At 61.6% G+C, this 25,088-nt stretch carries 26 protein-coding genes; 24 read left to right on the top strand and 2 right to left on the bottom strand.

Annotated elements, in window-relative coordinates; translation table 11 throughout:
• Positions 1-3: 3 nt before the first annotated feature.
• The 15 genes from flhB to AC3WJW_RS01115 all read left to right on the top strand — a co-directional run bounded on the left by flhB (position 4) and on the right by AC3WJW_RS01115 (position 15,855).
• The gene (gene flhB, locus AC3WJW_RS01185; protein WP_493724845.1) at positions 4-1,143 is read left to right on the top strand and encodes a flagellar biosynthesis protein FlhB; all 1,140 of its coding nucleotides are present in this window, start codon (positions 4-6) and stop codon (positions 1,141-1,143) included.
• A 217-nt stretch (positions 1,144-1,360) separates the two neighbouring features.
• Positions 1,361-3,490, top strand: a complete 2,130-nt coding sequence (flhA, locus tag AC3WJW_RS01180) for a flagellar biosynthesis protein FlhA (RefSeq protein ID WP_102699422.1) — start codon at positions 1,361-1,363, stop codon at positions 3,488-3,490.
• Positions 3,491-3,501: 11 nt separating this feature from the next.
• Entirely contained in the window at positions 3,502-4,830 is a 1,329-nt protein-coding gene (gene flhF, locus AC3WJW_RS01175; protein WP_493724844.1) for a flagellar biosynthesis GTPase FlhF, read from the top strand.
• Positions 4,831-4,946: 116 nt separating this feature from the next.
• Positions 4,947-5,777, top strand: a complete 831-nt coding sequence (gene fleN, locus AC3WJW_RS01170; protein WP_007975361.1) for a flagellar synthesis regulator FleN — start codon at positions 4,947-4,949, stop codon at positions 5,775-5,777.
• The gene (gene fliA, locus AC3WJW_RS01165) at positions 5,774-6,514 is read left to right on the top strand and encodes an RNA polymerase sigma factor FliA (protein WP_007975362.1); all 741 of its coding nucleotides are present in this window, start codon (positions 5,774-5,776) and stop codon (positions 6,512-6,514) included. Before fleN ends, fliA begins: the two co-directional genes overlap by 4 nt.
• Positions 6,515-6,681: 167 nt before the next feature.
• A complete protein-coding gene (locus AC3WJW_RS01160) occupies positions 6,682-7,053 on the top strand; it encodes a chemotaxis response regulator CheY (protein ID WP_003183998.1) in 372 nt (123 codons plus the stop codon).
• A gap of 21 nt (positions 7,054-7,074) precedes the next feature.
• Positions 7,075-7,863, top strand: a complete 789-nt coding sequence (locus AC3WJW_RS01155) for a protein phosphatase CheZ (RefSeq protein ID WP_104449902.1) — start codon at positions 7,075-7,077, stop codon at positions 7,861-7,863.
• Positions 7,864-7,910: 47 nt separating this feature from the next.
• Entirely contained in the window at positions 7,911-10,184 is a 2,274-nt protein-coding gene (locus AC3WJW_RS01150; protein WP_493724843.1) for a chemotaxis protein CheA, read from the top strand.
• A gap of 48 nt (positions 10,185-10,232) precedes the next feature.
• The gene (locus AC3WJW_RS01145; protein ID WP_007980737.1) at positions 10,233-11,363 is read left to right on the top strand and encodes a protein-glutamate methylesterase/protein-glutamine glutaminase; all 1,131 of its coding nucleotides are present in this window, start codon (positions 10,233-10,235) and stop codon (positions 11,361-11,363) included.
• Positions 11,363-12,103: a flagellar motor protein gene (locus AC3WJW_RS01140; protein ID WP_007980738.1), complete on the top strand. Its 741-nt coding sequence runs from the start codon at positions 11,363-11,365 to the stop codon at positions 12,101-12,103. Before AC3WJW_RS01145 ends, AC3WJW_RS01140 begins: the two co-directional genes overlap by 1 nt.
• Positions 12,104-12,118: 15 nt before the next feature.
• Entirely contained in the window at positions 12,119-13,009 is an 891-nt protein-coding gene (motD, locus tag AC3WJW_RS01135) for a flagellar motor protein MotD (protein WP_008052273.1), read from the top strand.
• A 43-nt stretch (positions 13,010-13,052) separates the two neighbouring features.
• Positions 13,053-13,841, top strand: coding sequence for a ParA family protein (locus tag AC3WJW_RS01130; RefSeq protein ID WP_007980740.1), 789 nt, complete (start codon positions 13,053-13,055; stop codon positions 13,839-13,841).
• A gap of 126 nt (positions 13,842-13,967) precedes the next feature.
• Positions 13,968-14,903 carry a CheW domain-containing protein gene (locus tag AC3WJW_RS01125; protein ID WP_493724842.1) on the top strand — a complete coding sequence of 312 codons (936 nt, stop codon included), beginning with the start codon at positions 13,968-13,970 and terminating at the stop codon, positions 14,901-14,903.
• A gap of 73 nt (positions 14,904-14,976) precedes the next feature.
• Positions 14,977-15,462 (top strand): chemotaxis protein CheW, encoded by a 486-nt coding sequence (locus tag AC3WJW_RS01120; RefSeq protein WP_007980742.1) that lies wholly within the window; start codon positions 14,977-14,979, stop codon positions 15,460-15,462.
• A complete protein-coding gene (locus tag AC3WJW_RS01115) occupies positions 15,463-15,855 on the top strand; it encodes a DUF2802 domain-containing protein (protein ID WP_116580361.1) in 393 nt (130 codons plus the stop codon).
• A 188-nt stretch (positions 15,856-16,043) separates the two neighbouring features.
• On the opposite strand, the gene AC3WJW_RS01110 is transcribed toward AC3WJW_RS01115, so the two are convergent.
• A complete protein-coding gene (locus AC3WJW_RS01110) occupies positions 16,044-16,373 on the bottom strand; it encodes an EscU/YscU/HrcU family type III secretion system export apparatus switch protein (RefSeq protein ID WP_493724841.1) in 330 nt (109 codons plus the stop codon).
• Positions 16,370-17,944 carry a flagellar hook-length control protein FliK gene (fliK, locus tag AC3WJW_RS01105; protein WP_493724840.1) on the bottom strand — a complete coding sequence of 525 codons (1,575 nt, stop codon included), beginning with the start codon at positions 17,942-17,944 and terminating at the stop codon, positions 16,370-16,372. The genes AC3WJW_RS01110 and fliK overlap by 4 nt, the downstream gene beginning before the upstream one ends.
• Positions 17,945-18,143: 199 nt before the next feature.
• On the opposite strand from fliK, the gene ccmA reads away from it, so the two are divergent.
• The 9 genes from ccmA (at position 18,144) to ccmI (ending at position 25,088) form a co-directional block, all read left to right on the top strand.
• A complete protein-coding gene (gene ccmA / locus AC3WJW_RS01100) occupies positions 18,144-18,779 on the top strand; it encodes a cytochrome c biogenesis heme-transporting ATPase CcmA (RefSeq protein WP_102702636.1) in 636 nt (211 codons plus the stop codon).
• Complete coding sequence (gene ccmB, locus AC3WJW_RS01095) at positions 18,776-19,444, top strand: heme exporter protein CcmB (protein WP_007983326.1); 669 nt, start codon at positions 18,776-18,778, stop codon at positions 19,442-19,444. The genes ccmA and ccmB overlap by 4 nt, the downstream gene beginning before the upstream one ends.
• 73 nt (positions 19,445-19,517) lie before the next feature.
• Positions 19,518-20,273 (top strand): heme ABC transporter permease, encoded by a 756-nt coding sequence (locus AC3WJW_RS01090; protein ID WP_007980756.1) that lies wholly within the window; start codon positions 19,518-19,520, stop codon positions 20,271-20,273.
• Positions 20,270-20,446 carry a heme exporter protein CcmD gene (gene ccmD / locus AC3WJW_RS01085; protein ID WP_007980758.1) on the top strand — a complete coding sequence of 59 codons (177 nt, stop codon included), beginning with the start codon at positions 20,270-20,272 and terminating at the stop codon, positions 20,444-20,446. Before AC3WJW_RS01090 ends, ccmD begins: the two co-directional genes overlap by 4 nt.
• Positions 20,443-20,898, top strand: a complete 456-nt coding sequence (gene ccmE / locus AC3WJW_RS01080; protein ID WP_007980760.1) for a cytochrome c maturation protein CcmE — start codon at positions 20,443-20,445, stop codon at positions 20,896-20,898. The genes ccmD and ccmE overlap by 4 nt, the downstream gene beginning before the upstream one ends.
• 3 nt (positions 20,899-20,901) lie before the next feature.
• Positions 20,902-22,890 carry a heme lyase CcmF/NrfE family subunit gene (locus AC3WJW_RS01075; protein WP_218501933.1) on the top strand — a complete coding sequence of 663 codons (1,989 nt, stop codon included), beginning with the start codon at positions 20,902-20,904 and terminating at the stop codon, positions 22,888-22,890.
• Positions 22,887-23,423 (top strand): DsbE family thiol:disulfide interchange protein, encoded by a 537-nt coding sequence (locus AC3WJW_RS01070; protein ID WP_493724839.1) that lies wholly within the window; start codon positions 22,887-22,889, stop codon positions 23,421-23,423. The genes AC3WJW_RS01075 and AC3WJW_RS01070 overlap by 4 nt, the downstream gene beginning before the upstream one ends.
• Positions 23,420-23,893, top strand: coding sequence for a cytochrome c-type biogenesis protein (locus tag AC3WJW_RS01065; protein WP_116580369.1), 474 nt, complete (start codon positions 23,420-23,422; stop codon positions 23,891-23,893). Before AC3WJW_RS01070 ends, AC3WJW_RS01065 begins: the two co-directional genes overlap by 4 nt.
• The gene (ccmI, locus tag AC3WJW_RS01060; protein ID WP_493724838.1) at positions 23,886-25,088 is read left to right on the top strand and encodes a c-type cytochrome biogenesis protein CcmI; all 1,203 of its coding nucleotides are present in this window, start codon (positions 23,886-23,888) and stop codon (positions 25,086-25,088) included. The genes AC3WJW_RS01065 and ccmI overlap by 8 nt, the downstream gene beginning before the upstream one ends.

Below are 25,088 nucleotides of genomic sequence, written 5' to 3'. Positions count from 1 at the left end.
GTCATGGCTGAGAGCGAAAGCGGTCAGGACAAAACAGAAGACCCCACGGAGAAGCGCAAGCAGGACTCACGCGAGAAAGGTGAGATTGCGCGCTCCAAGGAGCTGAACACCCTGGCGATCATGCTGGTCGGTGCGTCAGCGCTGCTGATTTTCGGCGGTACGATGGCGCAGGACATGATGGAGCTGATGCGCATTAACTTCTCGTTGCCCCGGGAAGTGATCATGGATCAGAAATCCATGAGCGCCTACCTGCTGCACTCGGGGCAAATTGCCTTGTGGTCGATCCAGCCGGTGATGATTGCGTTGGTGCTGGCTGCCATTATCGGCCCGATATCCCTCGGCGGCTGGCTGTTCGCGGCGGGTTCACTGGCGCCCAAGTTCAGCCGGATGAACCCCGGAGCAGGCATCAAGCGCATGTTCTCCGCCAAGTCGCTGGTGGAGCTGCTCAAGGCCTTTGCCAAGTTCATCATTATTTTGTTCGTGGCGTTGGCGGTGTTGTCGTCGGACATCGACGACATGCTGCGTATCGCCCATGAACCCCTGGACATGGCAATCATCCACAGTCTGCAAGTGGTGGGCTGGAGCACCTTGTGGATGGCGTGCGGGCTGATCCTCATCGCGGCGGTGGATGTGCCGGTGCAGCTCTGGGAAAGCCACAAGAAACTGTTGATGACCAAGCAGGAAGTGCGCGACGAGCACAAGGATCAGGAGGGGCGACCGGAGGTCAAGCAGCGGATTCGACAGCTGCAGCGAGAGATGTCCCAGCGGCGGATGATGGCCGCCATTCCCGAGGCCGACGTGGTCATCACCAACCCGACACACTACGCCGTGGCGCTCAAATACGATCCGGAGAAGGGTAGTGCGCCGGTGTTGCTGGCCAAGGGCTCCGACTTCCTGGCCCTGAAGATCCGCGAGATTGCTGCGGCCAACGAGATCCTGTTGCTGGAGTCACCGGCGCTGGCGCGCTCGATTTATTACTCCACCGAGCTGGAGCAGGAAATCCCCGGCGGGCTCTATCTGGCGGTTGCGCAGGTACTGGCCTACGTCTATCAGATTCGACAGTACCGGGCGGGCAAGGGCAAGCGACCGGATCCGCTCAAGGATGACCTGCCGATTCCGCCGGATTTGCGCCGCGATTCCTGATCTGAAAATCAAAAGATCGTCCGAACGCGGCCCGAGCCTTCGGCAGCTCCTACATGAGATCGGTGTGAACCTGTAGGAGCTGCCGAAGGCTGCGATCTTTTTTACCTGCGAAAACCTCTATTCCAGGCCTTTGCAAAAGTTGGAAAGCTTCTTGCAGTAGCCGCCCTGCGCCTGCTTCAGGCGTCAAAAGTTTGCTTTAAAGGAACGGGGAAAACCGGTGGATCGCTCTCAGTTAATCAACAGTGCCCGCAGCAACATTGCCGACCTCAGTCGAGGCAATCTGGGCGTGCCGCTGTTGCTGCTGGTCATGCTGGCGATGATGATGTTGCCGGTGCCGCCGTTCCTGCTGGACGTGTTCTTCACCTTCAACATTGCCCTGTCCATCGTCGTGCTGCTGGTGTGCGTCTACGCCTTGCGCCCGCTGGATTTCGCGGTGTTCCCGACCATCCTGCTGGTGGCGACGCTGTTACGCCTGGCGTTGAACGTGGCCTCCACGCGGGTGGTGATGCTCCACGGCCAGGACGGTCACGCGGCCGCCGGCAAGGTGATCCAGGCGTTCGGCGAAGTGGTGATCGGCGGTAACTACGTGGTCGGTATCGTGGTCTTCGCGATCCTGATGATCATCAACTTCGTCGTGGTGACCAAGGGTGCGGGGCGGATTTCCGAGGTGAGCGCGCGTTTCACCCTCGATGCGATGCCCGGCAAGCAAATGGCGATCGACGCCGACCTTAACGCCGGCCTGATCGATCAGGCCCAGGCCAAGGCCCGCCGCTCGGAAGTCGCCCAGGAAGCCGAGTTCTACGGCTCCATGGACGGTGCCAGCAAATTCGTCCGTGGTGACGCGATCGCCGGCCTGTTGATTCTGTTCATCAACCTGATCGGCGGCATGGCGGTCGGTATCTTCCAGCACGGCATGACCTTCGGCGATGCCGGCAAGGTGTATGCGCTGTTGACCATCGGTGACGGTTTGGTGGCGCAATTGCCATCACTGTTGTTATCGACAGCAGCGGCGATCATGGTGACCCGTGCGTCCGGTTCGGAAGACATGGGCAAACAGATCAATCGCCAGATGTTCGCCTCGCCCAAGGCGCTGGCGGTGGCGGCAGGCTTGATGGCGGTCATGGGCCTGGTGCCCGGCATGCCGCACTTCTCGTTCCTGACCATGGCGGCCCTGGCGGCCGGTGGCGCCTACCTGTTCTGGAAAAAGCAGAACGTCGCCAAGGTGCAGGCCCTGCAAGAGGTCAAGCGCCAGCAGGAGTTGCTGCCGTCGCCGGCCCGCGCCCAGGAAACCAAGGAGCTTGGCTGGGATGACGTGACGCCCATCGACATGATCGGCCTGGAAGTGGGCTATCGCCTGATTCCGCTGGTGGACCGCAACCAGGGCGGCCAGTTGCTGGCGCGGATCAAGGGGGTGCGCAAGAAGCTGTCCCAGGATCTGGGCTTCCTGATGCCGACCGTGCATATCCGCGACAACCTCGACCTGGCGCCGAGTGCCTATCGCCTGACCCTGATGGGGGTGATCCTGGCGGAGGCGGAGATTTACCCGGATCGCGAGCTGGCGATCAACCCGGGGCAGGTCTACGGTACGCTCAACGGCATTACCGCCAAAGATCCGGCTTTCGGCCTGGAGGCGGTCTGGATCGAAATCAGCCAGCGTGCCCAGGCGCAGTCCCTCGGTTACACGGTGGTCGATGCCAGCACAGTGGTGGCCACCCACTTGAACCAGATACTCTACAAGCATTCCAGTGAACTGATCGGTCACGAAGAAGTGCAGCAACTCATGCAATTGCTGGCCAAAAGCTCGCCGAAACTGGCTGAGGAGCTGGTGCCGGGCGTGGTTTCGCTGTCGCAACTGCTCAAGGTGCTGCAAGCACTGTTGGCCGAGCAAGTGCCGGTTCGCGATATCCGCAGCATTGCCGAGGCCATCGCCAACAATGCCGCCAAGAGTCAAGATACCGCCGCGCTGGTGGCTGCCGTGCGGGTTGGCGTCTCCCGTGCAATCGTGCAAAGCATTGTAGGCACTGAGTCGGAGCTGCCAGTTATCACGCTGGAGCCAAGGTTGGAACAGATATTGCTCAATAGTCTGCAAAAGGCAGGACAAGGCTCGGAAGAGGGCGTTCTGCTGGAGCCAAGCATGGCTGAGAAACTGCAGCGCTCGCTGATTGACGCGGCGCAGCGCCAGGAGATGCAAGGTCAGCCGGTGATTCTGCTGGTGGCCGGTCCGGTTCGCGCGATGCTCTCGCGATTCGGCCGGCTCGCAGTCCCGGGTTTGCACGTGTTGGCTTACCAGGAAATCCCTGACAACAAGCAAGTGACCATCGTTGCGACAGTAGGGCCCAACGGCTGAGGTAGTGGTTTATGCAAGTTAAGCGTTTTTTCGCCGCCGATATGCGTCAGGCCATGAAGCTGGTTCGCGATGAGCTGGGCGCTGATGCTGCCATTATCGGCAACCGCCGGATCGCCGGGGGCGTCGAACTGACGGCTGCGCTGGATTACAAGTTGTCGGCGCTGGCACCGCGAGTTCCGAACATGGAGCTCGAAGACGAGCTGCGCAAGACTCAGTCGCGGATCGTCACCGCCCAGGCCGAATTGAGCCTGCGCAGCGATGGCGAGAGCGACAATGCAACCAACCGCCAGTTGTTCGCCGGCTTGCCGTTGACCGCCGCCGAGCCGCTGATCGAGCCGACGTACGACGAACCCCGTCGTCCCGCACCGGCTGCTGTACCAGCGTCCGGTGGCGTGGACCCGCGCGCGTTCGACTCGATGCGCTTCGAGCTCAACAGCCTGCGCGAGCTCATGGAAGTACAACTCGGGTCCCTGGCCTGGAACCAGCTGCAAGGCAGCCGTCCGGACCAGGCCAACCTCTGGCGTCGCCTGCAACGCATTGGCCTGTCTGGCCCGCTGTCGCGCGATCTGCTGGTACTGATCAGCGAAATCCAGGAGCCTCGTCAGGCCTGGCGCATGTTGCTGGCGCACCTGGCACGCATGATCGTTACCCCGGACGTCGAGCCGCTGGAAGAGGGCGGAGTCATCGCCATGGTCGGCCCTGCCGGCATGGGCAAGACCACGACCCTGGCCAAGCTGGCTGCCCGTTACGTGCTCAAGTACGGCGCGCAGAACATCGCGCTGGTGAGCATGGACAGCTTCCGCATCGGTGCCCAGGAACAACTCAAGACCCTGGGGCGTATTCTCAATGTGCCGGTGACCCACGTCGATCCGGGCCAGTCCCTGGTGCAGGCGCTGGATCCATTGCTGCGCAAGCGCGTGGTGCTGATCGATACCGCCGGCCTGCAGGCCAGCGACCCGGCCCTGCGCATGCAGCTCGAAAGCCTGGCCGGTCGTGGCATCCGCTCAAAAAATTATCTGGTGCTGGCAACCACCAGCCAGAAACAGGTTCTAACCGCCGCTTATCACAGTTACAAGCGTTGCGGGCTTGCCGGCTGCATCCTGACTAAACTGGATGAAACGGCAAGCCTGGGCGAGGTGTTGAGCCTGGCCATCAGTCATGAGCTGCCAGTGGCGTACCTGACCGATGGCCCGCGGATTCCGGATGATCTCCATCTGCCGCGCCGTCATCAGTTGGTCAGTCGCGCCGTCAGCGTGCAAATGCAGGAAGAACCCAGCGAAGAAGCCATGGCTGACATGTTCGCTGACATCTACCACAGCCCGACCAAGCAGGTTGGCTGAGGTAATAATGAATCGTTTTTGTACCTACATCGATGGTCTGCCATGCATTGTTCCGTTTGTGAACGCGCAGCCAGTAATGTGGCCTCCGTCTATGCAAGACAAGGTAAAGAAATAACATGGGCAGCATGCATCCCGTACAGGTGATCGCGGTGACCGGCGGCAAAGGTGGCGTCGGGAAAACTAACGTGTCAGTGAACTTGTCCCTGGCTTTGGCTGAGCTTGGCCGGCGCGTCATGCTGCTGGACGCCGACCTGGGGCTGGCGAACGTCGACGTTCTGCTGGGGCTGACACCCAAACGTACCCTGGCCGACGTGATCGAGGGCCGCTGCGAACTGCGCGATGTACTGCTGCAGGGACCAGGCGGCATTCGTATCGTTCCGGCCGCATCCGGCACACAGAGCATGGTGCATCTGAGCCCTGCGCAACACGCAGGCCTGATCCAGGCCTTCAGTGATATCGGCGACAACCTCGACGTATTGGTGATCGACACCGCTGCGGGCATTGGTGAGTCGGTCGTCAGCTTCGTTCGCGCAGCCCAGGAAGTGCTGCTGGTGGTGTGCGACGAGCCGACCTCGATTACCGATGCCTACGCCTTGATCAAGTTGCTCAATCGCGACTACGGCATGAACCGCTTCCGCGTCCTGGCCAACATGGCCCAGAGCCCGCAGGAAGGGCGCAACCTGTTCGCCAAGTTGACCAAGGTCACGGATCGCTTCCTCGACGTCGCCCTACAATACGTCGGCGCGGTGCCCTACGACGAAAGCGTGCGCAAGGCTGTGCAGAAGCAGCGCGCCGTCTACGAGGCCTTCCCGCGTTCCAAGTGCTCGCTGGCGTTCAAGGCCATCGCGCAGAAGGTCGATACCTGGCCGCTGCCTGCCAACCCGCGCGGGCACCTGGAGTTTTTCGTCGAACGTCTCGTGCAGCAAACAGCAGGACCTGTGCTATGACAGCCAGCGGTTACAACCTCTACAAAAAATCGGCTCGTGATGCGCAGTACGAGCTGATCGAGCGTTACGCGCCGCTGGTTAAACGCATTGCTTACCACTTGCTGGCGCGTTTGCCGGCCAGTGTCCAGGTCGAAGACCTGATCCAGGCCGGGATGATCGGCCTGCTTGAGGTATCGACCAAATATGACGCCAGCAAAGGCGCCAGTTTCGAGACGTACGCGGGCATTCGAATCCGCGGCGCCATGCTCGATGAAGTGCGCAAGGGGGACTGGGCGCCACGCTCGGTTCACCGCAATACGCGCATGGTCAGCGACGCCATTCGCTCGATTGAAGCGAAAACCGGCCGTGACGCTAAAGATCACGAAGTTGCGGCCGAACTCCAATTGAGTCTCGACGATTACTACGGAATTTTGAACGACACCCTGGGCAGCCGGTTATTCAGTTTCGACGATCTGTTGCAGGACGGCGAACACGAAGGGCTGCACGAGGATGGCGCGAGTGCTCATACCGAGCCGTCACGCGATCTGGAAGATGAACGCTTCCAGGCTGCGCTGGCGGATGCGATTGCCAATTTGCCGGAGCGTGAGCGACTGGTGTTGGCGCTGTACTACGACGAAGAGTTGAACCTCAAGGAAATCGGTGAGGTCCTGGGGGTCAGCGAATCTCGGGTCAGCCAGTTACACAGCCAGTGCGCGGCCCGCTTGCGGGGGCGTTTGGGGGAGTGGCGAGCGCGCTGAAGGCAGTGTGGGGACACTGCGAAAGAGGCTGGTGTGGTGTTGAACTGCGCCGGTCCCGATCTGTTGTGCTCCAGACAGTCATTGAGTGCTTTGCCGGATTGATTGAAATGGCGCGTCCAGGTGCTGGGCGCGTTTAAGACTGCTTGGAGGTCGAATTGGACAAGAACATGAAAATCCTCATCGTTGATGACTTCTCAACGATGCGGCGGATCATCAAGAACCTGCTGCGTGACCTTGGGTTCACCAACACCGTCGAGGCCGACGATGGCACTACCGCCATTCCGGTGCTCAACAGCGGAAGCATCGACTTTCTGGTAACGGACTGGAACATGCCGGGCATGACCGGTATCGATCTGCTGCGCCACGTGCGTGCCGATGAAAAGCTCAAGCACCTGCCGGTGCTGATGGTGACCGCTGAAGCCAAGCGTGAGCAGATCATCGAAGCGGCCCAGGCCGGCGTTAACGGCTATGTGGTCAAACCCTTCACGGCCCAGGCGTTGAAAGAAAAAATCGAGAAGATTTTCGAACGCATCGGTTGATGACTGCGCCACGGGGGAGCTATGGGCAATAACGAAACTTCATTGGGCGATTTTGAGTCGACCCTGAAAAAACACGCCGTCGAATTGGTCGAGAGCCTTGAAAAAGGCAAGTTCGGCGACGCGGTGCAATTGATCCATGAGCTCAACCAGACCCGTGACCGCGGCCTGTATCAGGAAGTGGGCAAGCTCACTCGCGAACTGCATAGCGCGATCGTCAATTTCCAGATTGACCCGCACATGCCGCAAGCCGAAGAAGTGTCGCAGATCACCGACGCCACCGAGCGTCTGGGCTATGTGGTCAAGCTGACCGAGGCCGCGGCCAACCGCACCATGGATCTGGTGGAGAATGCCACGCCGCTGGTCAACAGCCTGGCGGATGAAGCCCAGGCCTTGAGCACGGACTGGGGGCGCTTCATGCGTCGTGAAGTCGGCGCTGAAGAGTTTCGTGAACTGGCCCGGCGGGTCGACGGCTTCCTGGTGCGCAGCGGCACGGACAATCGCGCGGTGTCGGGCAACCTGAACGACATCCTGCTCGCCCAGGATTACCAGGACCTCACGGGGCAAGTGATCAAGCGTGTGACCCAGTTGGTTACCGAAGTTGAAAGCAACCTGCTCAAGCTCGTGCTGATGGCCAGTCAGGTGGACCGCTTTGCGGGCATCGAACATGACCGTGAAGCGATGCTTGCTGAAAAAGATCCACAAAAACATCTCTCTCAGGGTGAAGGTCCGCAGATTCATGCCGATAAAAGAGAAGACGTTGTGTCCGGTCAGGACGATGTGGACGATTTGCTATCCAGCCTAGGATTTTAGAGTTTTAGGTTTTTTGGGTTTTTAGACCTTTAGGAGCACCCCCCCTGATGAGCTTCGGCGCCGATGAAGAGATCCTTCAGGATTTCCTGGTTGAGGCCGGCGAGATTCTAGAGCAACTGTCCGAGCAACTGGTCGAGCTGGAAAGCCGTCCGGATGATGCGGATTTGCTCAATGCAATTTTTCGCGGTTTTCACACTGTAAAAGGGGGCGCCGGCTTCCTCCAGCTCAACGAGCTGGTGGAGTGCTGCCACATCGCCGAGAACGTGTTCGACATCCTGCGCAAGGGTGAGCGTCGCGTCGATTCGGAATTGATGGACGTGGTTCTCGAAGCGCTGGACGCGGTGAACAGCATGTTCAGCGAAGTCCGCGAGCGCAGCCCGATCACGGCGGCGACACCTGAGCTGCTGGCGGCGCTGGCCCGTCTGGCCGAGCCGCAATCGGCTGACGAAGGGGTTGCTGCGCCTGTTGCCGCCGTGGTTGAAGCGCCGGTGGCCGAAGCCGATTCAGGCGATATTACCGATAACGAATTCGAGCAGTTGCTGGACTCGCTCAATGCCGTCAAGGCACAGGCCGAGGCGCCGGTGGTTGCCCACGCACCTGCAAGAGAGACACCTGCCAGCGATGCGGCTGCCAGCGACGAAATCACCGATGCCGAGTTCGAGTCGTTGCTCGATCAGTTGCACGGTAAAGGCCAGTTTGCCGTCGATGCGATTGCGCAGGCTCCGGCGGCGCCAGAAGCACCGAAAGCGCCGGGCGACAGTTCCGATATTACGGACGACGAATTTGAAGCACTGCTCGACCAGTTGCATGGCAAGGGCAACTTTGCTGTCGAGGCACTGGAGTCGGCCATTGCGTCGGTGCCTGCACCTGCTGCCCCCAGCGCGGCGGCGGCTGGCAGCGATCTGATTTCCGATCACGAGTTCGAAGCGCTGCTCGACGAATTGCACGGCAAGGGCAAGTTCAGCGAAGTCGGCACCGCGACAGCGGCCAACGGTTCGAACGCCGCTGTTGCGGCACCGGCACCGGCAGCCAAGGCGGCGCCGAAACCTGTGGCCAAGGCCCCCGAGCCAAAAGCCGAAGCGCCGGCAGCCGCCGCACCGGTTGCTGCCCGCGCCCCGGCCGCGCCACCGGCGGAAAAACCGGCGAGCGAAGCCGAGACCACCGTACGCGTCGATACCGCGCGTCTGGACGAGATCATGAACATGGTCGGCGAACTGGTGCTGGTGCGTAACCGCCTGGTCCGCCTGGGTCTCAACAGTGGCGACGAAGCCATGTCCAAGGCCGTGTCGAACCTCGACGTGGTCACCGCCGACCTGCAAACCGCGGTCATGAAGACCCGGATGCAACCGATCAAGAAAGTCTTCGGGCGCTTCCCGCGCCTGGTTCGCGACCTGGCTCGCCAGCTCAAGAAAGAGATCAACCTGGAACTGGTCGGCGAAGAAACCGACCTCGACAAGAACCTCGTCGAGGCCCTGGCCGACCCGCTGGTCCACTTGGTGCGCAACGCGGTCGACCACGGCATCGAGTCACCGGAAGAGCGCGAAGCATCGGGCAAGGCCCGTGGCGGCAAGGTGATCCTGGCGGCCGAGCAGGAAGGCGATCACATCCTGCTGTCGATTTCCGATGACGGTAAAGGCATGGACCCGAATGTCCTGCGTTCCATCGCGGTGAAACGCGGCGTGATGGACAAGGACGCGGCCGATCGACTGAGCGACACCGAGTGCTACAACCTGATCTTCGCCCCGGGTTTCTCGACCAAGACCGAGATCTCCGACGTATCGGGTCGCGGTGTGGGCATGGACGTGGTGAAAACCAAGATTTCCCAGCTCAACGGTTCGATCAACATCTACTCGGCCAAGGGCCAGGGTTCGAAGATCGTCATCAAGGTGCCGCTGACCCTGGCGATCATGCCGACGCTGATGGTCATGCTCGGCAACCAGGCGTTTGCGTTCCCGCTGGTGAACGTCAACGAAATCTTCCACCTCGACCTGTCGACCACCAACGTCGTGGACGGCCAGGAAGTGGTGATCGTGCGGGACAAGGCGCTGCCATTGTTCTACCTCAAACGCTGGCTGGTCAGCTCCGCCGCTCACGAAGAGCAGCGCGAGGGCCATGTGGTGATCCTTTCGGTGGGCACGCAGCGGATCGGCTTTGTCGTCGATCAACTGGTGGGCCAGGAAGAAGTGGTCATCAAGCCATTGGGCAAAATGCTCCAGGGAACGCCGGGCATGTCCGGCGCCACCATCACCGGTGACGGCCGCATCGCGCTGATTCTCGATGTTCCGAGCATGCTCAAGCGTTACGCCACACGGCGTATTTGATTCTGCTGGAGCGGGGCGCCTGGCCTCGCTCCATCTAATGGAGTGTTTATGGCAGTCAAAGTCCTGGTGGTGGACGATTCGGGGTTTTTCCGCCGCCGCGTCTCGGAAATTCTTTCAGCGGATTCGAATATCCAGGTCGTCGGCACGGCGACCAACGGCAAAGAGGCGATCGATCAGGCGCTGGCCCTCAAGCCCGACGTGATCACCATGGACTACGAGATGCCAATGATGGACGGCATTACTGCCGTGCGGCACATCATGCAACGCTGCCCGACCCCGGTCCTGATGTTCTCCTCGCTGACCCATGAAGGCGCCCGGGTCACCCTCGATGCACTGGATGCCGGTGCGGTGGACTTCCTGCCGAAGAATTTCGAAGACATCTCGCGCAACCCCGAGAAGGTCAAGCAACTGCTGTGCGAGAAGATTCTCAGCATCTCGCGCAGTAATCGTCGTGTCAGTCACTACAGCGCTCCGGCGCCTGTCGCTGCACCAGCGCCGACGCCTGCGCCCTCCAGCGTGGGCAGTTTTGCCAGCAGCGCGCCCGCGCGTCCGGCACCGGCACCGATCCCGGTGCGTACGCATGCCCCCGCTGCGTCGTCGCCCGCGCCAAAACGCAAGGCCTACAAACTGGTGGCCATCGGTACGTCCACCGGCGGCCCGGTTGCCCTGCAACGGGTGTTGACCCAATTGCCGGCCAATTTCCCGGCCCCGATCGTGCTGGTTCAACACATGCCGGCCGCCTTCACCAAGGCCTTCGCCGAGCGCCTGGACAAGCTCTGCCGCATCAGCGTCAAGGAAGCCGAGGATGGCGACATCCTGCGTCCAGGCCTGGCGCTGCTGGCGCCGGGTGGCAAGCAGATGATGATCGACGGTCGCGGCGCGGTGAAAATCCTCCCGGGTGACGAGCGCCTCAACTACAAGCCGTGCGTGGACATCACCTTCGGTTCGGCAGCCAAGTCCTACGGTGACAAAGTTCTGGCGGTCGTCCTGACCGGCATGGGCGCCGATGGCCGTGAAGGCGCGCGCCTGCTCAAGCAGGGCGGCAGTTCGATCTGGGCGCAGGACGAAGCCAGTTGCGTGATCTACGGCATGCCGATGGCCATCGTCAAAGCTGAACTCGCCGACGCGGTGTACAGCCTCGACGACATCGGCAAGCACCTGGTCGAGGCGTGCATCTGATGGATGTTCTAAGCCTGATCGGCATCATCATGGCTTTTGTCGCCATCATCGGCGGCAACTACCTTGAAGGCGGTCATCTGGGCGCCCTGGCCAACGGCCCGGCAGCGTTGATCGTGCTCGGCGGAACCATCGGCGCGGCGCTGTTGCAATCACCGATGAGCGCCTTCAAGCGCGCCATGCAGATCCTCGCCTGGATCCTGTTCCCGCCTCGCGTCGACCTGGCCGGTGGCATCGATCGCGTGGTGAACTGGAGCCTGACCGCCCGCAAGGAAGGTTTGCTGGGTCTTGAAGGTATCGCCGACGCCGAGCCTGACAATTACGCCCGCAAAGGCCTGCAGCTGCTGGTCGACGGTGCCGAGCCGGAAGCGATCCGCAGCATTCTGGAAGTGGATTTCTACACCCAGGAAAGCCGCGATATCGAAGCGGCCAAGGTCTTCGAAAGCATGGGCGGTTATGCGCCGACCATCGGCATCATCGGTGCGGTGATGGGCCTGATTCACGTCATGGGCAACCTGGGTGATCCGTCGCAACTGGGTAACGGCATCGCCGTGGCCTTCGTCGCCACTATCTACGGCGTGGCCAGTGCCAACCTGGTGCTGCTGCCGATTGCCGCCAAACTCAAGGCCATCGCGCTGCGCCAGTCGCGTTATCGCGAAATGTTGCTGGAAGGACTGCTGTCGATCGCCGAAGGTGAAAACCCTCGCTCCATCGAGTTGAAACTTCAGGGCTTCATGGATTGATGGGAGACATGGATCATGGCACGTCGTCGCCAGCATGAAGAACACGTCAACCACGAACGCTGGCTGGTGTCCTACGCGGACTTCATCACCTTGCTGTTCGCCTTTTTCGTGGTGATGTACTCCATCTCTTCGATCAACGAAGGCAAGTACAAGGTCATTTCCGAAGCCCTGATCGGCGTCTTCACCGATTCCGATCGCGCGCTCAAGCCGATCCCCATCGGTGACGAGCGGCCGAAGACCGTGACTCCGGCCAAGCCGTTGGTCAAGGACAGTGACCAGGTCGATGCCGGTGTCTCCGGCGCCAGCGATCCGCTCAAGAGCATCGCCGACGATATCAGCGCGGCGTTCGGTGACCTGATCAGCTCCAACCAGATGACCGTGCGCGGCAATGAGTTGTGGGTCGAGATCGAGCTCAATTCCAGCCTGTTGTTCGGCAGCGGCGATGCCATGCCCAGCGACATCGCGTTCAGCATCATCGACAAGGTCGCGGCGATCCTGAAGCCGTTCGACAACCCGATCCATGTCGAAGGTTTCACCGACGATCAACCGATCCGCACTGCGCAGTACCCGACCAACTGGGAGCTGTCCTCGGCCCGCTCGGCCAGCATCGTGCGCATGCTGGCGATGCAGGGGGTGAACCCCGGTCGCCTGGCGTCGGTGGGCTACGGCGAGTTTCAGCCGGTGGCCAACAACGCCACCGCCGAAGGTCGCGCACGCAACCGTCGCGTGGTGCTGGTGGTGTCGCGCAACCTCGATGTTCGCCGCAGCCTGACCGGCACCGGAACCGCCCATGCGCAACCGGATGCCGCATTGAAGCGTGCTGGCACACAAACTGCACCGACCCCGGTCAAGTCGCCGGTACGAGAGAACGCCGTCAATTCTCCGTCACCCGCATTAACACGTTGAGCTATTTCTCGGTCGATCCGTGCGACCGGGAGGAACAATCCGAATGAGAGTCTGGGCAGTCGCCAATCAAAAGGGTGGTGTCGGTAAAACCACTTCCTCCATCGCTTTAGCCGGGTTGCTGGCCGAGGCGGGCAAGCGCGTGGTCGTGGTCGATCTCGACCCCCACGGCTCCATGACCAGCTACTTCGGCTACGATCCCGACAGCCTGGAACACAGCAACTACGATCTGTTCCTGCACAAAGGCAACGTGCCGCAAGGCCTGCCGGGTCAACTGTTGCTGTCGACCAGCGACGAGCGCATTTCCCTGTTGCCGTCCAGCACCGCGCTGGCCACCCTCGAGCGCCAGTCGCCGGGGCAGAGCGGTCTGGGCCTGGTGATTGCCAAGAGCCTGGCGCAACTGTGGCAGGACTTCGATTACGCCGTGATCGACAGCCCGCCCTTGCTTGGTGTGCTGATGGTCAATGCCTTGGCGGCGAGCCAGCAACTGGTGATTCCGGTGCAGACCGAACACTTGGCGGTCAAGGGCCTCGAGCGCATGGTCAACACGCTGGCGATGATCAACCGCTCGCGCAAGCAGGCATTGCCGTTCACCATCGTGCCGACCCTGTTTGACCGCCGCACCCAGGCGTCCCTCGGCACCTTGCGCGTGCTGCGCGACAAATTCCCCGACGAAATCTGGCAAGGCTACATCCCGGTGGACACGCGCCTGCGCGATGCCAGCCGTGCCGGGCTGACGCCTTCGCAGTTCGACGGCAAGAGCCGTGGCGTTCTCGCTTACCGTGCGTTGCTCAAGCATTTGCTGGCGGCGCAACTTGTTGCGCAGGTGGCCTGACATGAGCCGGATTCCTGTAGGAGCGAGCTTGCTCGCGTTGGTCGTCAACGATGACGCGGGAAACCTGGCACCCCGTGGCGCTCTCAGGTTCATCGCGAGCAAGCTCGCTCCTACAGGTGAGCGTTCATGAATCGACTGGTAAGGACAACATCGCGCCCACAACTGGCATTGCAGTCGTATCTGGATAACTTGCTGCAAGACGCAACCGAGGAAATGGCCGAGGTTGTCGAAGCGCTGAGCGTCGTCGAAGAGCAAGGCGTGCTGGACGAGTTCCAGGCTGCCGTGCTCGAAGAACAGGCCCGGGATGCACAGCAAATCGCGGTGGCAGCCACTGCGGCGACTGCGCCTTTGGCCAGGGCTTCCGTCGTCGTGATCGATGCTCCGGAACCCGTTCTGGCACCGATATCGACCATTGCGCCGCTGTTGCAAACCCTGGTGGCACCGATCGAAGAGGCCGAAGTGCTGGAGACTCCTGTTATCGAGGAGCCTCAGGTACTTGTGCCGCCCGTCGTCGAAGTGCATCTGCCACCGAGCAATACGCCGCCACCGGTGGCCACCGAAGGTCGTCCGTCCTGGGCCGCCGAACCTTTCGAATGCCTGCTGTTCGATGTCGCCGGCTTGACCCTGGCGGTGCCGTTGGTGTGCCTGGGGTCGATCTATTCCCTGGCCGGTCACGAGCTGACGCCGTTGTTCGGCCAGCCGGAATGGTTCCTGGGCATCCTGCCCAGCCAGGCCGGCAACCTCAAGGTGCTCGATACCGCGCGTTGGGTCATGCCCGACCGTTATCGCGACGATTTCAAGCAGGGCCTGCAATACGTGATTTCGGTCCAGGGCTACGAATGGGGCCTGGCGGTGCATCAGGTCAGCCGCTCGCTGCGACTGGACCCGAATGAAATCAAATGGAGAAGTCACCGGGGTCAGCGGCCATGGCTCGCCGGCACGGTGATTGAACACATGTGCGCCTTGCTCGACGTCGCCTCCCTGGCGGAGTTGATCGCCAGTGGCGGGGCAAAGCACATGTCCGGCAGCAAGCTGAACCACAAACCGACAAACATCAAATAAACAACAGGCGACGTCACTCGATGGCGTTGCACGGAACACACACCGCCAGGGCGGTTTCTTGAGGGGTCAGGGTATGAATGACAAGGCAACGGCGGCAAAAGGTTCCGAAGATCCGATCCTGCAATGGGTCACCTTCAAGCTGGACAACGAGACCTACGGCATCAACGTGATGCGCGTCCAGGAAGTCCTGCGCTACACCGAAATCGCCCCGGTCCCGGGTGCCCCGAGCTACGTGCTGGGCATCATCAACCTGCGCGGCAACGTCGTCACCGTGATCGACACCCGCCAGCGCTTCGGCCTGATGAATGCCGAGATCAGCGACAACACCCGTATCGTCATCATCGAAGCCGACAAGCAGGTTGTCGGGATCATGGTCGACAGCGTGGCCGAAGTGGTTTACCTGCGTCAGTCGGAAATCGAAACCGCGCCGAACGTGGGTAACGAAGAGTCCGCCAAGTTCATTCAAGGCGTGTGCAACAAGAACAACGAATTGCTCATCCTGGTCGAGCTGGACAAGATGATGAGCGAAGAAGAATGGTCGGAACTGGAGAGTATCTGATTGATTCTCGAGGTTGCGGTCATTGTCCTGTTCCTGTTCTGGGCAGGTACGCTGGCGATGTTTCTGGCCTACATTCGCGCCCAGAAGCAGATCGCTGCGCAACAGGCCCAGGGCGATGCGCTGCGCGACCAGCGCATCAAGGACCTGGGCAAACGCGTTGACAACTACCAGAACGGCAACGTGCGCATGGGCGAAGACCTGCATGAACTGCGGGCGATCGTTGCGCCGTTGCCGGACAAACTCGCTCAACTGGAACAGCGCGACCCGACCAGCCTGTCGTTTGCCCAGGCAGCGCGATTGGTCGGGATGGGCGCCAGCGTCGACGAACTCACCCAGTCCTGCGGCTTGACCCAGGCTGAGGCGGAGTTGATGAGCAAAGTGCACAAGAACTAGTTACCTGTAGGTGCGAGCCTGCTCGCGATGGACGTCAACGATAACGCGGGCATTCTGAATGAACGCGTCGGACTTGAGTCCATCGCGAGCAGGCTCGCTCCTACAATGGTTCGGAGTCGTTCACAAAATCCGGGGCCATCTCCGCCCCCTGTGGGAGCGGGCTTGCTCGCGAAGGCGTCCTCGAAACTTCAATAATCATCCCCGCGTCCAGTGATGTCCTTCTCGACCATCAGCGCATCCGGACCCATTCCCACCGGAAATTTCCCCTTCAGATTCCACGCAAACGCAATGATCTCGGCAATCGTCAGATACAGCTCCTGGGGAATGCTGTCCCCCAGTTCCATGCGCGCCAGCAGCCTCACCAACTCGGCATTTTCGTAGATCGGCACTTCGCAGTCGCGGGCGATCCGCAGGATTTCTTCCGCCAGTTCTTCGTCGCCCTTGGCGGTGAGGGTGGGGGCGTGGGTGCCGTCGTATTTGAGGGCGATGGCCTGGCGTGGGGCGTTGGGGTTTTTCATGCGGTTTCGTCGACCCAGCGTTGTTCGAGGCGGGTTTGCGGGCCTTGGGGTGGTCTGCCGAGGTGGCAGTCCAGGTCGCCGACGTTCAGGCCGGCGGAGAGCAGGCGGTCGCGCAGCCCGGCCAGGTTGCTTTCGATCAGGCTGGCGGTGTACGACCGTTCGGCCCAGAGCTGGCCGCAGAGGGTGCCCTTGATCAGTTGTGCCTGGATTTGCAGGGGCCCCAACGGCTCCATGGCGAAGGCCAGTTCGACTCGCCACAGCTGTTGCTTGGGTTCGCCTTGTTCGCGACGCTCCTTTGGCTGTTCTTTCTCGGGGGCGTCCTCGCGCTGGAACTTGACCTGCAAGGGCACGATGTCCTGCAGGTTGCGCATCGGGATTTCCATTTGCCAGGTGCTCATCAGCCGTCCGTCGGCGGTGACGCCGGTTTGTTCCAGGCTCGACAGCTGATGGCTTTGCAGGCGTGAAACCGCAGCGGCGGCCAGGCGAAGCAGGTGTTCGAGGTCGTTTTCACCCTCGGCGCTTTGCAGCAGGCGGTCGGGCAGCGGGAAGCCGCCCGGCGACGGTTTGGCACTGACCTGGCCGAGCATGCCGAGGGCATTGCGGACAAAATTCGGCATGGCCTGGGCCAGGGTGTTGGCGGCGATGATCGCGCCGAGGCTGGTGTTGGCCGGCAAGCCCTGGCTCAACTGCGCAACCAGTTTGAGCAGGTCGCCTTTCATGTCCGGCGCGAGTGTCGGGTTTAGCCCGTTCAGCAGTTTGCTTTCGAGGAACGCACCACTGCTGGCCAGCGCCAGGGCCAGGCCCTTGGGGGTGCTCAGTTGCTCGACATCAGGCAGGCCGGCGAGCAACCGGGCAGCGGCGCTGCGCAGTTCGGCGGAGGTCTGGTCCGAGGGCGCAAGGTTCTGCAGGAGTTTGAGCAAGCCGTCCAGCGAGCCTTGGCGGCTTTGCTGGTCGACCAGTTGCCGGGTGACCGCCAGTTGTTCCTGGCGGCTGCTCAGGGGCACGAATTTCAATGTCTGGCTGTCTTGCACCTGCGCGCTCAACAAGGTGCCGATGCGCAAGGGCTGCGGACTGTCGATGTTCAGGGTGCTGCCGCTCAGTGCGGTGTTGAGCAGGCTCACCATCGAACGAAACACCAGGGGCTGGCCGGGCACTTGCGGCAGCACTTGCGAGGTCAGCACCTTGCCCTGCAGCAGGGTGCCAACGGGCAGTTGTGCGGTGTCGAGGCGGGTGAGGGTGGCGACGCTGGAGGCGATGGCCTGTTGCACCGTCACGGCCAGGTTGCCGGCCGAGGGCTGGGTAACGAGCAGCGTGGTGCCCTGGGCCAGCGGTTGATTGCTGGTGGTCTGGACCGTGGTCTGGCGGCCGCTGTCGAGGGTGACCTTGAGCAGCATCTGGAAAGTCTGATCCGCCTGCTTGAGCGACAACACTTCGGCCTGGGCGGTTTGACCGACGCTGATCAGCCCCTCCACCGGCGTCAGCAACTTGAGCAACTCACCGCTGAGCACCTGCGGGCGTGAGGTCGCCGGGAGGGTCTGCGGTAGCGGGAGGATGTTCATTTCGCCTGTCATACGCGGTCACAACCTGAGGAAAATGCACTCTTTAGAGTAGGGCCTGGCATGTATAATGCCGCGCCGTTGTATCCAAAAATGGCGAAAACTTTGCAATTGTTTGACGCAGCTCTCTAGAACAAGACGTCATTGCATCTATGCTGCATCTCTTTAACGGCCGCGCCAGTGCCGACTTGAACCGTATAAGGCCCGTGAACCCTTGACCAGTCCTGTCCTGCAAACCGTTGCCCTTGCCTGTGAGCGAGACCTTCGGCTGCTCTTCGAAAATCTCGATTTGAGACTGGCCAGTGGCGAAATGATGCAAATCAGTGGCCCCAACGGCAGTGGCAAGACCAGCCTGTTGCGCCTGCTCTCGGGGCTGATGCAGCCGACCGCCGGTCAAGTGCTGCTCAACGGTCAGCCGCTGAACGAGCAACGCGGCGAACTGGCGCGCAACCTGCTGTGGATCGGCCACGCGGCCGGGATCAAGGATTTGCTGACGCCGGAGGAGAATCTGAGCTGGCTGTGTGCCTTGCATCATCCCGCGACCCATGAGGCGATCTGGCAGGCCCTGGCTGCGGTCGGGCTGCGCGGATTCGAGGATGTGCCTTGCCACACCCTGTCTGCCGGTCAACAGCGTCGCGTCGCGCTGGCGCGCCTGTACCTGGACAGCCCTGCGTTGTGGATCCTCGATGAACCCTTTACCGCCCTCGACAAGCAGGGCGTGGCGCAACTTGAAGAACACCTGGCCGGCCACTGCGAACGCGGCGGCATGGTGGTGTTGACCACTCACCACACGCTGAGCCGGATGCCGGCCGGTTATCGCGACATCGATCTGGGGAGCTGGGCCGTATGAGTGTGTTCGGCCTGTTGGTCGCCCGCGAGGCGCGTCTGCTGTTCCGCCGTCCGGCGGAGCTGGCCAATCCGCTGGTGTTCTTTGCCATCGTCGTTTCGCTGTTCCCGTTGGCCGTCGGACCCGAGTCTCAATTGTTGCAAACCTTGTCTCCGGGGTTGGTCTGGGTGGCAGCACTTTTATCGGTTCTGCTCTCGCTGGACGGGCTTTTCCGCAGTGATTTCGAGGATGGATCGCTTGAGCAGTGGGTCCTTTCGCCGCACCCCCTGCCTCTTCTGGTTTTGGCCAAAGTGCTGGCACACTGGGCTTTTTCCGGCCTGGCACTGGTTTTGCTGGCCCCCTTGCTGGCGCTGATGCTCGGTTTGCCTGCCGCCTGTCTGCCGGTGTTGCTGCTTTCGTTGCTGCTCGGTACACCGGTACTGAGCCTGCTCGGTGCAGTGGGTGCGGCGCTGACGGTCGGCTTGAAGCGCGGTGGCCTGTTGCTGGCCCTGCTGATTCTGCCGTTGTACATCCCGGTGTTGATCCTTGGCAGTGGCGCTTTGCAGGCAGCCTTGCAGGGGATGCCGGCGACCGGTTATCTCCTGTGGCTTGGTAGCCTGACCGCCCTGGCGATAACCCTGACACCCTTTGCAATAGCTGCTGGCCTGAAGATCAGCGTCGGCGAATAATGAGGTCTGGTTAAAAAATGACCAGTAAAGACCCTGGCTCTTCAAAGAAAAGAGCAACCGTGATGGAAACAGTATGAACTGGACGTGGTTTCACAAGCTCGGCTCGCCCAAATGGTTTTACGGCATCAGCGGCAAAATGCTGCCCTGGCTGAGCGTCGCGGCGTTGTTGCTGATCAGCGTTGGCGTAGTCTGGGGCCTGGCCTTCGCGCCACCGGACTATCAGCAGGGCAACAGCTTCCGCATCATCTATATCCACGTTCCGGCCGCCATGCTGGCGCAGTCCATCTACGTGATGCTGGCGGTGTGCGGCATCGTCGGGCTGGTGTGGAAGATGAAACTGGCCGACGTCGCCCTGCAGTGCGCGGCACCCATCGGTGCGTGGATGACTGCCGTGGCGCTGGTCACCGGCGCGATCTGGGGCAAGCCGACCTGGGGCTCGTGGTGGGTCTGGGATGCACGCCTGACGTCCATGCTTATCCTGCTTTTCCTGTACTTCGGTCTCATTGCGCTGGGCAACGCGATCAGCAATCGTGACAGCGCGGCCAAGGCCTGTGCGGTGCTGGCGATTGTCGGCGTGATCAACATCCCGATCATCAAGTACTCGGTGGAGTGGTGGAACACCCTGCACCAGGGCGCGACTTTCACCCTCACCGAAAAACCGGCAATGCCTGCCGAGATGTGGCTGCCTTTGCTGCTGACGGCGCTGGGTTTCTACTGTTTCTTCGGCGCGGTGCTGTTGCTGCGCATGCGCCTTGAAGTGCTCAAGCGCGAAGCCCGGGCCAGTTGGGTCAAGGCCGAAGTGGAAAACAGCCTGGAGGTCGCTCGATGAGTTTTGCTTCATTCGGCGACTTCATCGCCATGGGTCATCATGGCCTGTATGTCTGGTCAGCCTATGGCATCTGCCTGGCGGTATTGGCCCTCAACGTGGCGGCGCCGATCCTGGCCCGCAAGCGGTATCTGCAACAAGAGGCGCGTCGTCTGCGCCGGGAGAACGGCAAGTGAATCCGCTGCGCAAAAAGCGTCTTATCATCATTCTGGCGATCCTGGTCGGGGTCGGCGCTGCCGTCGGCCTGGCCCTGAGCGCCCTGCAGCAGAACATCAACCTGTTCTACACACCGACCCAGATCGCCAACGGCGAAGCCCCCCATGACACGCGCATTCGCGCCGGTGGCATGGTCGAGGCCGGTTCCTTGCAACGTTCCGGCGACTCGCTGGACGTGAAGTTCGTCGTCACCGACTTCAACAAATCCGTGACCATCACTTATCGCGGCATCCTTCCGGACCTGTTCCGCGAAGGGCAGGGCATCGTCGCCCTGGGCAAGCTCAATGCCGATGGCGTGGTGGTGGCCGATGAAGTGCTGGCCAAGCACGACGAGAAGTACATGCCGCCGGAAGTGACCAAGGCGTTGAAAGACAGCGGTCAATCGGCTCCAACGCCCGCGAAGGAGGGTTGATCCATGACATCCGGCATCTTTATTCCCGAGCTTGGCCATCTGGCGATGATCCTGGCCCTGTGCTTCGCCCTGGCCCAGGCCGTGGTGCCGCTGTTCGGTGCCTGGCGCGGTGACCGCCTGTGGATGAGCCTGGCCCAGCCGGCCGCGTGGGGGCAGTTCAGCTTTTTGCTGTTTGCCTTCGGTTGCCTGACCTACGCTTTCATGGTCGATGACTTCTCCGTGGCCTATGTGGCCAACAACTCCAACAGCGCCTTGCCGTGGTACTACAAGTTCAGCGCGGTGTGGGGTGCCCACGAAGGGTCCCTGCTGTTGTGGGCCTTGATTCTCGGTGGCTGGACCTTCGCGGTGTCGGTGTTCTCCCGGCAGTTGCCGCAGGTCATGCTGGCCCGCGTGCTGGCGGTGATGGGCATGATCAGCACCGGTTTCCTGCTGTTCCTGATCATGACCTCCAACCCGTTCAAGCGCATCCTGCCGCAAATGCCCAGCGACGGTGCCGACCTCAACCCCTTGCTGCAAGACATTGGCCTGATCGTTCACCCGCCGATGCTGTATATGGGCTATGTCGGTTTCTCGGTGGCCTTCGCCTTCGCCATCGCCGCGCTGATGGGCGGTCGCCTGGATGCCGCTTGGGCGCGCTGGTCGCGTCCGTGGACGATCGTGGCCTGGGCCTTCCTCGGCATCGGCATCACCCTCGGCTCGTGGTGGGCGTACTACGAACTCGGCTGGGGCGGCTGGTGGTTCTGGGACCCGGTGGAAAACGCCTCGTTCATGCCATGGCTGGTGGGTACCGCGCTGATTCACTCGCTGGCGGTCACGGAAAAACGTGGCGTGTTCAAGAGCTGGACGGTGTTGCTGGCCATCGCTGCGTTCTCGTTGAGCCTGCTGGGCACCTTCCTCGTGCGTTCCGGCGTACTGACCTCGGTACACGCCTTTGCCTCCGATCCGGAACGCGGCGTGTTCATCCTGATTTTCCTGCTGTTCGTGGTCGGCGGTTCATTGACGCTGTTCGCCCTGCGCGCGCCGGTGGTCAAGAGCCAGGTCGGCTTCAACCTGTGGTCCCGGGAAACCCTGCTGCTGGGCAACAACCTGGTGCTGGTGGTGGCCGCCTCGATGATCCTGCTGGGCACCTTGTACCCACTGATTCTTGATGCCATGACCGGCGCCAAGCTGTCGGTCGGCCCGCCGTACTTCAACGCGCTGTTCATTCCGTTGATGGCGTTGTTGATGGTGGTGATGGCGGTCGGCGTGATCGTGCGCTGGAAAGACACCCCGGTGAAATGGCTGCTGAGCATGCTGACGCCGGTATTGCTCGGCAGTGCGGCCATGGCCGTGGTGGCTGGCGTCGCGTACGGCGACTTCAACTGGGCAGTGCTCGCGACCTTCATGCTCGCCGCCTGGGTGCTGCTGGCCGGTGCGCGTGACATTGTCGACAAGACCCGCCACAAAGGCCTGATCAAAGGCCTGCCAACCCTGACCCGCAGCTACTGGGGCATGCAGATCGCACACCTGGGCATTGCCGTGTGTGCGCTGGGTGTCGTGCTGTCGAGCCAGAACAGTGCCGAGCGTGACCTGCGCCTGGCGCCGGGCGAGTCCATGGACCTGGCCGGTTATCACTTCATCTTCGAAGGCGCCAAGCACTTCGAAGGCCCGAACTTCACGTCCGACAAGGGCACTGTCCGGGTGATCCGCAACGGCAAGGAAATCAGCGTGCTGCACCCGGAAAAACGCCTGTACACCGTGCAGAACTCGGTGATGACCGAAGCGGGCATCGACGCCGGATTCACCCGCGACCTCTATGTCGCCCTCGGTGAACCGCTGGGTAACGGTGCCTGGGCGGTGCGCGTACACGTCAAACCGTTCGTGCGCTGGATCTGGTTCGGTGGTTTGCTGACAGGCGCAGGTGGCTTGCTGGCGGCGCTGGATCGGCGTTATCGGGTCAAGGTAAAAAGCCGCGTGCGCGAAGCACTGGGCCTGTCGGGAGCCACTGCATGAAGCGTTGGTTGATGTTATTACCACTGGCGATTTTTCTGGTGGTTGCCGTGTTTCTCTACCGTGGGTTGTACCTGGATCCGGCCGAGTTGCCTTCGGCCATGATCAACAAGCCGTTCCCCGAGTTTTCCCTGCCGTCGGTGCAGGGCGACAAGACCCTGACCCGTGCCGACATTCTGGGCAAGCCGGCGCTGGTCAACGTCTGGGGCACCTGGTGCATTTCCTGCCGGGTCGAGCACCCGGTGCTGAACAAGCTGGCCCAGCAGGGCGTGGTGATCTACGGCATCAACTACAAGGACGTCAACGCCGATGCCTTGAAGTGGCTGACGGACTTCCACAACCCGTATGCACTGGACATCCGTGACGACGAAGGCTCGCTGGGCCTGAACCTCGGTGTGTACGGCGCGCCGGAGACCTTCTTCATCGACGCCAAGGGCATCATCCGGGACAAGTTCGTCGGCGTGATCGACGAGCAGGTCTGGCGCGAAAAACTGGCGGGCAAGTACCAGGCGCTGGTCGACGAGGCCAAGCCATGAAGCGCTGGATTGCTGCCGCTGTCCTGGGCTTGAGCATGGCCGGTGTGGCCCACGCGGCCATCGACACCTATGAGTTTGCCAAGGAAGGTGACCGCGAGCGTTTTCGCGAGCTGACCAAGGAGCTGCGTTGCCCCAAGTGCCAGAATCAGGACATTGCCGATTCCAACGCACCGATTGCCGCCGACCTGCGCAAAGAGATTTTCCGCATGCTCGGCGAAGGCAAGGACAACCAGCAGATCATCGACTTCATGGTCGACCGCTACGGTGATTTCGTCCGCTACAAACCTGCGTTGAACGCCAAGACTGCCTTGCTCTGGTTCGGCCCCGCCGGCCTGTTGCTGGGGGGCGTCGTGATCATCGCGGTGATCGTCCGCCGTCGTCGCGTGCAACGCGCCGGCACCCCGGACTCGCTGTCTGCCGAGGAGCGCTCGCGCCTCGACCACCTGTTGGATAAAACCAAGAATGATTGATTTCTGGCTCGCTGCAGGTCTGCTGCTTCTGGTTGCCCTGAGTTTTCTGTTGATCCCGGTGCTGCGCAGCCGTCGTGCCCAGCTTGAAGAGGATCGTACCGCCTTGAACGTCGCGCTTTATCAGGAGCGCGTGGCTGAGTTGCAGACTCAGCAGGAAGAGGGCGTGCTCGATGCGGCGCAAATGGACGCCGGTCGCGCCGAAGCCGCCCGTGAGTTGCTGGCGGACACCGAAGGCGTCGAAGCGCCGCGGGCGTCGCGACTGGGCAAACCCTTGCCGTTGCTGGCGGCGGTTCTGGTGCCGGTGCTGGGTCTGGGTCTGTACATGCATTACGGCGCCAGCGACAAGGTCGAACTGACCCGCGAATTCTCCCAGGCACCCAAGTCGATGGAAGAAATGACCCAGCGCCTGGAGCGTGTGGTTGCCGCTCAACCGGATTCCGCCGAAGGCATGTACTTCCTCGGTCGCACCTACATGGCGCAGGATCGCCCGGCGGACGCGGCGAAGATGTTCGAGCGCACGGTGAACCTGGCCGGTCGTCAGCCCGAACTGCTCGGTCAATGGGCCCAGGCGCAGTACTTCGCCGATGGCAAGAAGTGGTCGGACAAGGTCCAGGCCCTGACCGACGAAGCGCTCAAGGCCGATCCGAAAGAAGTCACCAGCCTCGGCCTGCTCGGCATTGCTGCGTTTGAAGGCGAGCGTTATCAGGACGCCATCGATTACTGGAATCGCCTGTTGGCGCAGTTGCCGCCGGACGACCCGTCCCGGGAGGCGCTGCAAGGCGGGATCACCCGGGCCACGGAGAAACTGGTGGCCAGCGGTGGCAAGGTTGCGCAAGCACCGGCGGCCAAGTCCACAGCGTTGCTCAAGGTCAGCGTCGATCTGGCGGCGGAGCTCAAAACCAAGGTCCAGCCTGGCGACAGCGTGTTCATCTTCGCCCGTGCGGTCTCCGGTCCGCCGGCCCCGCTGGCTGTCAAGCGCATGACCGTGGCCGACCTGCCGGTGACCGTCGAGCTGAGTGATGCCGACGCGATGATGCCGCAATTGAAACTGTCGAACTTCCCTGAAGTCCAACTGGTTGCGCGCGTTTCCCGTGCTGGCAAACCGACCGCCGGCGAGTGGATCGGTCGCAGCCAGCCCTTGGCCAGCAGCACCACCGCGCCGCAAACACTGACCATCGACAGCCCGGACAAATAA

The organism is Pseudomonas sp. GW821-FHT07G06, assembly GCF_058986625.1.
The sequence above is the reverse complement of the archived record's forward strand: the minus strand, read 5'-3'. Positions and strand labels throughout refer to the sequence as shown.

Bases quoted from the DNA above. Each gene is read 5' to 3' on its own strand.
- flhB (WP_493724845.1), top strand. From the start codon at position 4: ATGGCTGAGAGCGAAAGCGGTCAGGACAAAACAGAAGACCCCACGGAG.
- flhF (WP_493724844.1), top strand. From the start codon at position 3,502: ATGCAAGTTAAGCGTTTTTTCGCCGCCGATATGCGTCAGGCCATGAAG.
- fleN (WP_007975361.1), top strand. From the start codon at position 4,947: ATGGGCAGCATGCATCCCGTACAGGTGATCGCGGTGACCGGCGGCAAA.
- fliA (WP_007975362.1), top strand. From the start codon at position 5,774: ATGACAGCCAGCGGTTACAACCTCTACAAAAAATCGGCTCGTGATGCG.
- AC3WJW_RS01160 (WP_003183998.1), top strand. From the start codon at position 6,682: ATGAAAATCCTCATCGTTGATGACTTCTCAACGATGCGGCGGATCATC.
- AC3WJW_RS01155 (WP_104449902.1), top strand. From the start codon at position 7,075: ATGGGCAATAACGAAACTTCATTGGGCGATTTTGAGTCGACCCTGAAA.
- AC3WJW_RS01150 (WP_493724843.1), top strand. From the start codon at position 7,911: ATGAGCTTCGGCGCCGATGAAGAGATCCTTCAGGATTTCCTGGTTGAG.
- AC3WJW_RS01145 (WP_007980737.1), top strand. From the start codon at position 10,233: ATGGCAGTCAAAGTCCTGGTGGTGGACGATTCGGGGTTTTTCCGCCGC.
- AC3WJW_RS01140 (WP_007980738.1), top strand. From the start codon at position 11,363: ATGGATGTTCTAAGCCTGATCGGCATCATCATGGCTTTTGTCGCCATC.
- motD (WP_008052273.1), top strand. From the start codon at position 12,119: ATGGCACGTCGTCGCCAGCATGAAGAACACGTCAACCACGAACGCTGG.
- AC3WJW_RS01130 (WP_007980740.1), top strand. From the start codon at position 13,053: ATGAGAGTCTGGGCAGTCGCCAATCAAAAGGGTGGTGTCGGTAAAACC.
- AC3WJW_RS01125 (WP_493724842.1), top strand. From the start codon at position 13,968: ATGAATCGACTGGTAAGGACAACATCGCGCCCACAACTGGCATTGCAG.
- AC3WJW_RS01120 (WP_007980742.1), top strand. From the start codon at position 14,977: ATGAATGACAAGGCAACGGCGGCAAAAGGTTCCGAAGATCCGATCCTG.
- AC3WJW_RS01110 (WP_493724841.1), bottom strand. From the start codon at position 16,373: ATGAAAAACCCCAACGCCCCACGCCAGGCCATCGCCCTCAAATACGAC.
- fliK (WP_493724840.1), bottom strand. From the start codon at position 17,944: ATGACAGGCGAAATGAACATCCTCCCGCTACCGCAGACCCTCCCGGCG.
- ccmB (WP_007983326.1), top strand. From the start codon at position 18,776: ATGAGTGTGTTCGGCCTGTTGGTCGCCCGCGAGGCGCGTCTGCTGTTC.
- AC3WJW_RS01090 (WP_007980756.1), top strand. From the start codon at position 19,518: ATGAACTGGACGTGGTTTCACAAGCTCGGCTCGCCCAAATGGTTTTAC.
- ccmD (WP_007980758.1), top strand. From the start codon at position 20,270: ATGAGTTTTGCTTCATTCGGCGACTTCATCGCCATGGGTCATCATGGC.
- AC3WJW_RS01075 (WP_218501933.1), top strand. From the start codon at position 20,902: ATGACATCCGGCATCTTTATTCCCGAGCTTGGCCATCTGGCGATGATC.
- AC3WJW_RS01070 (WP_493724839.1), top strand. From the start codon at position 22,887: ATGAAGCGTTGGTTGATGTTATTACCACTGGCGATTTTTCTGGTGGTT.
- AC3WJW_RS01065 (WP_116580369.1), top strand. From the start codon at position 23,420: ATGAAGCGCTGGATTGCTGCCGCTGTCCTGGGCTTGAGCATGGCCGGT.
- ccmI (WP_493724838.1), top strand. From the start codon at position 23,886: ATGATTGATTTCTGGCTCGCTGCAGGTCTGCTGCTTCTGGTTGCCCTG.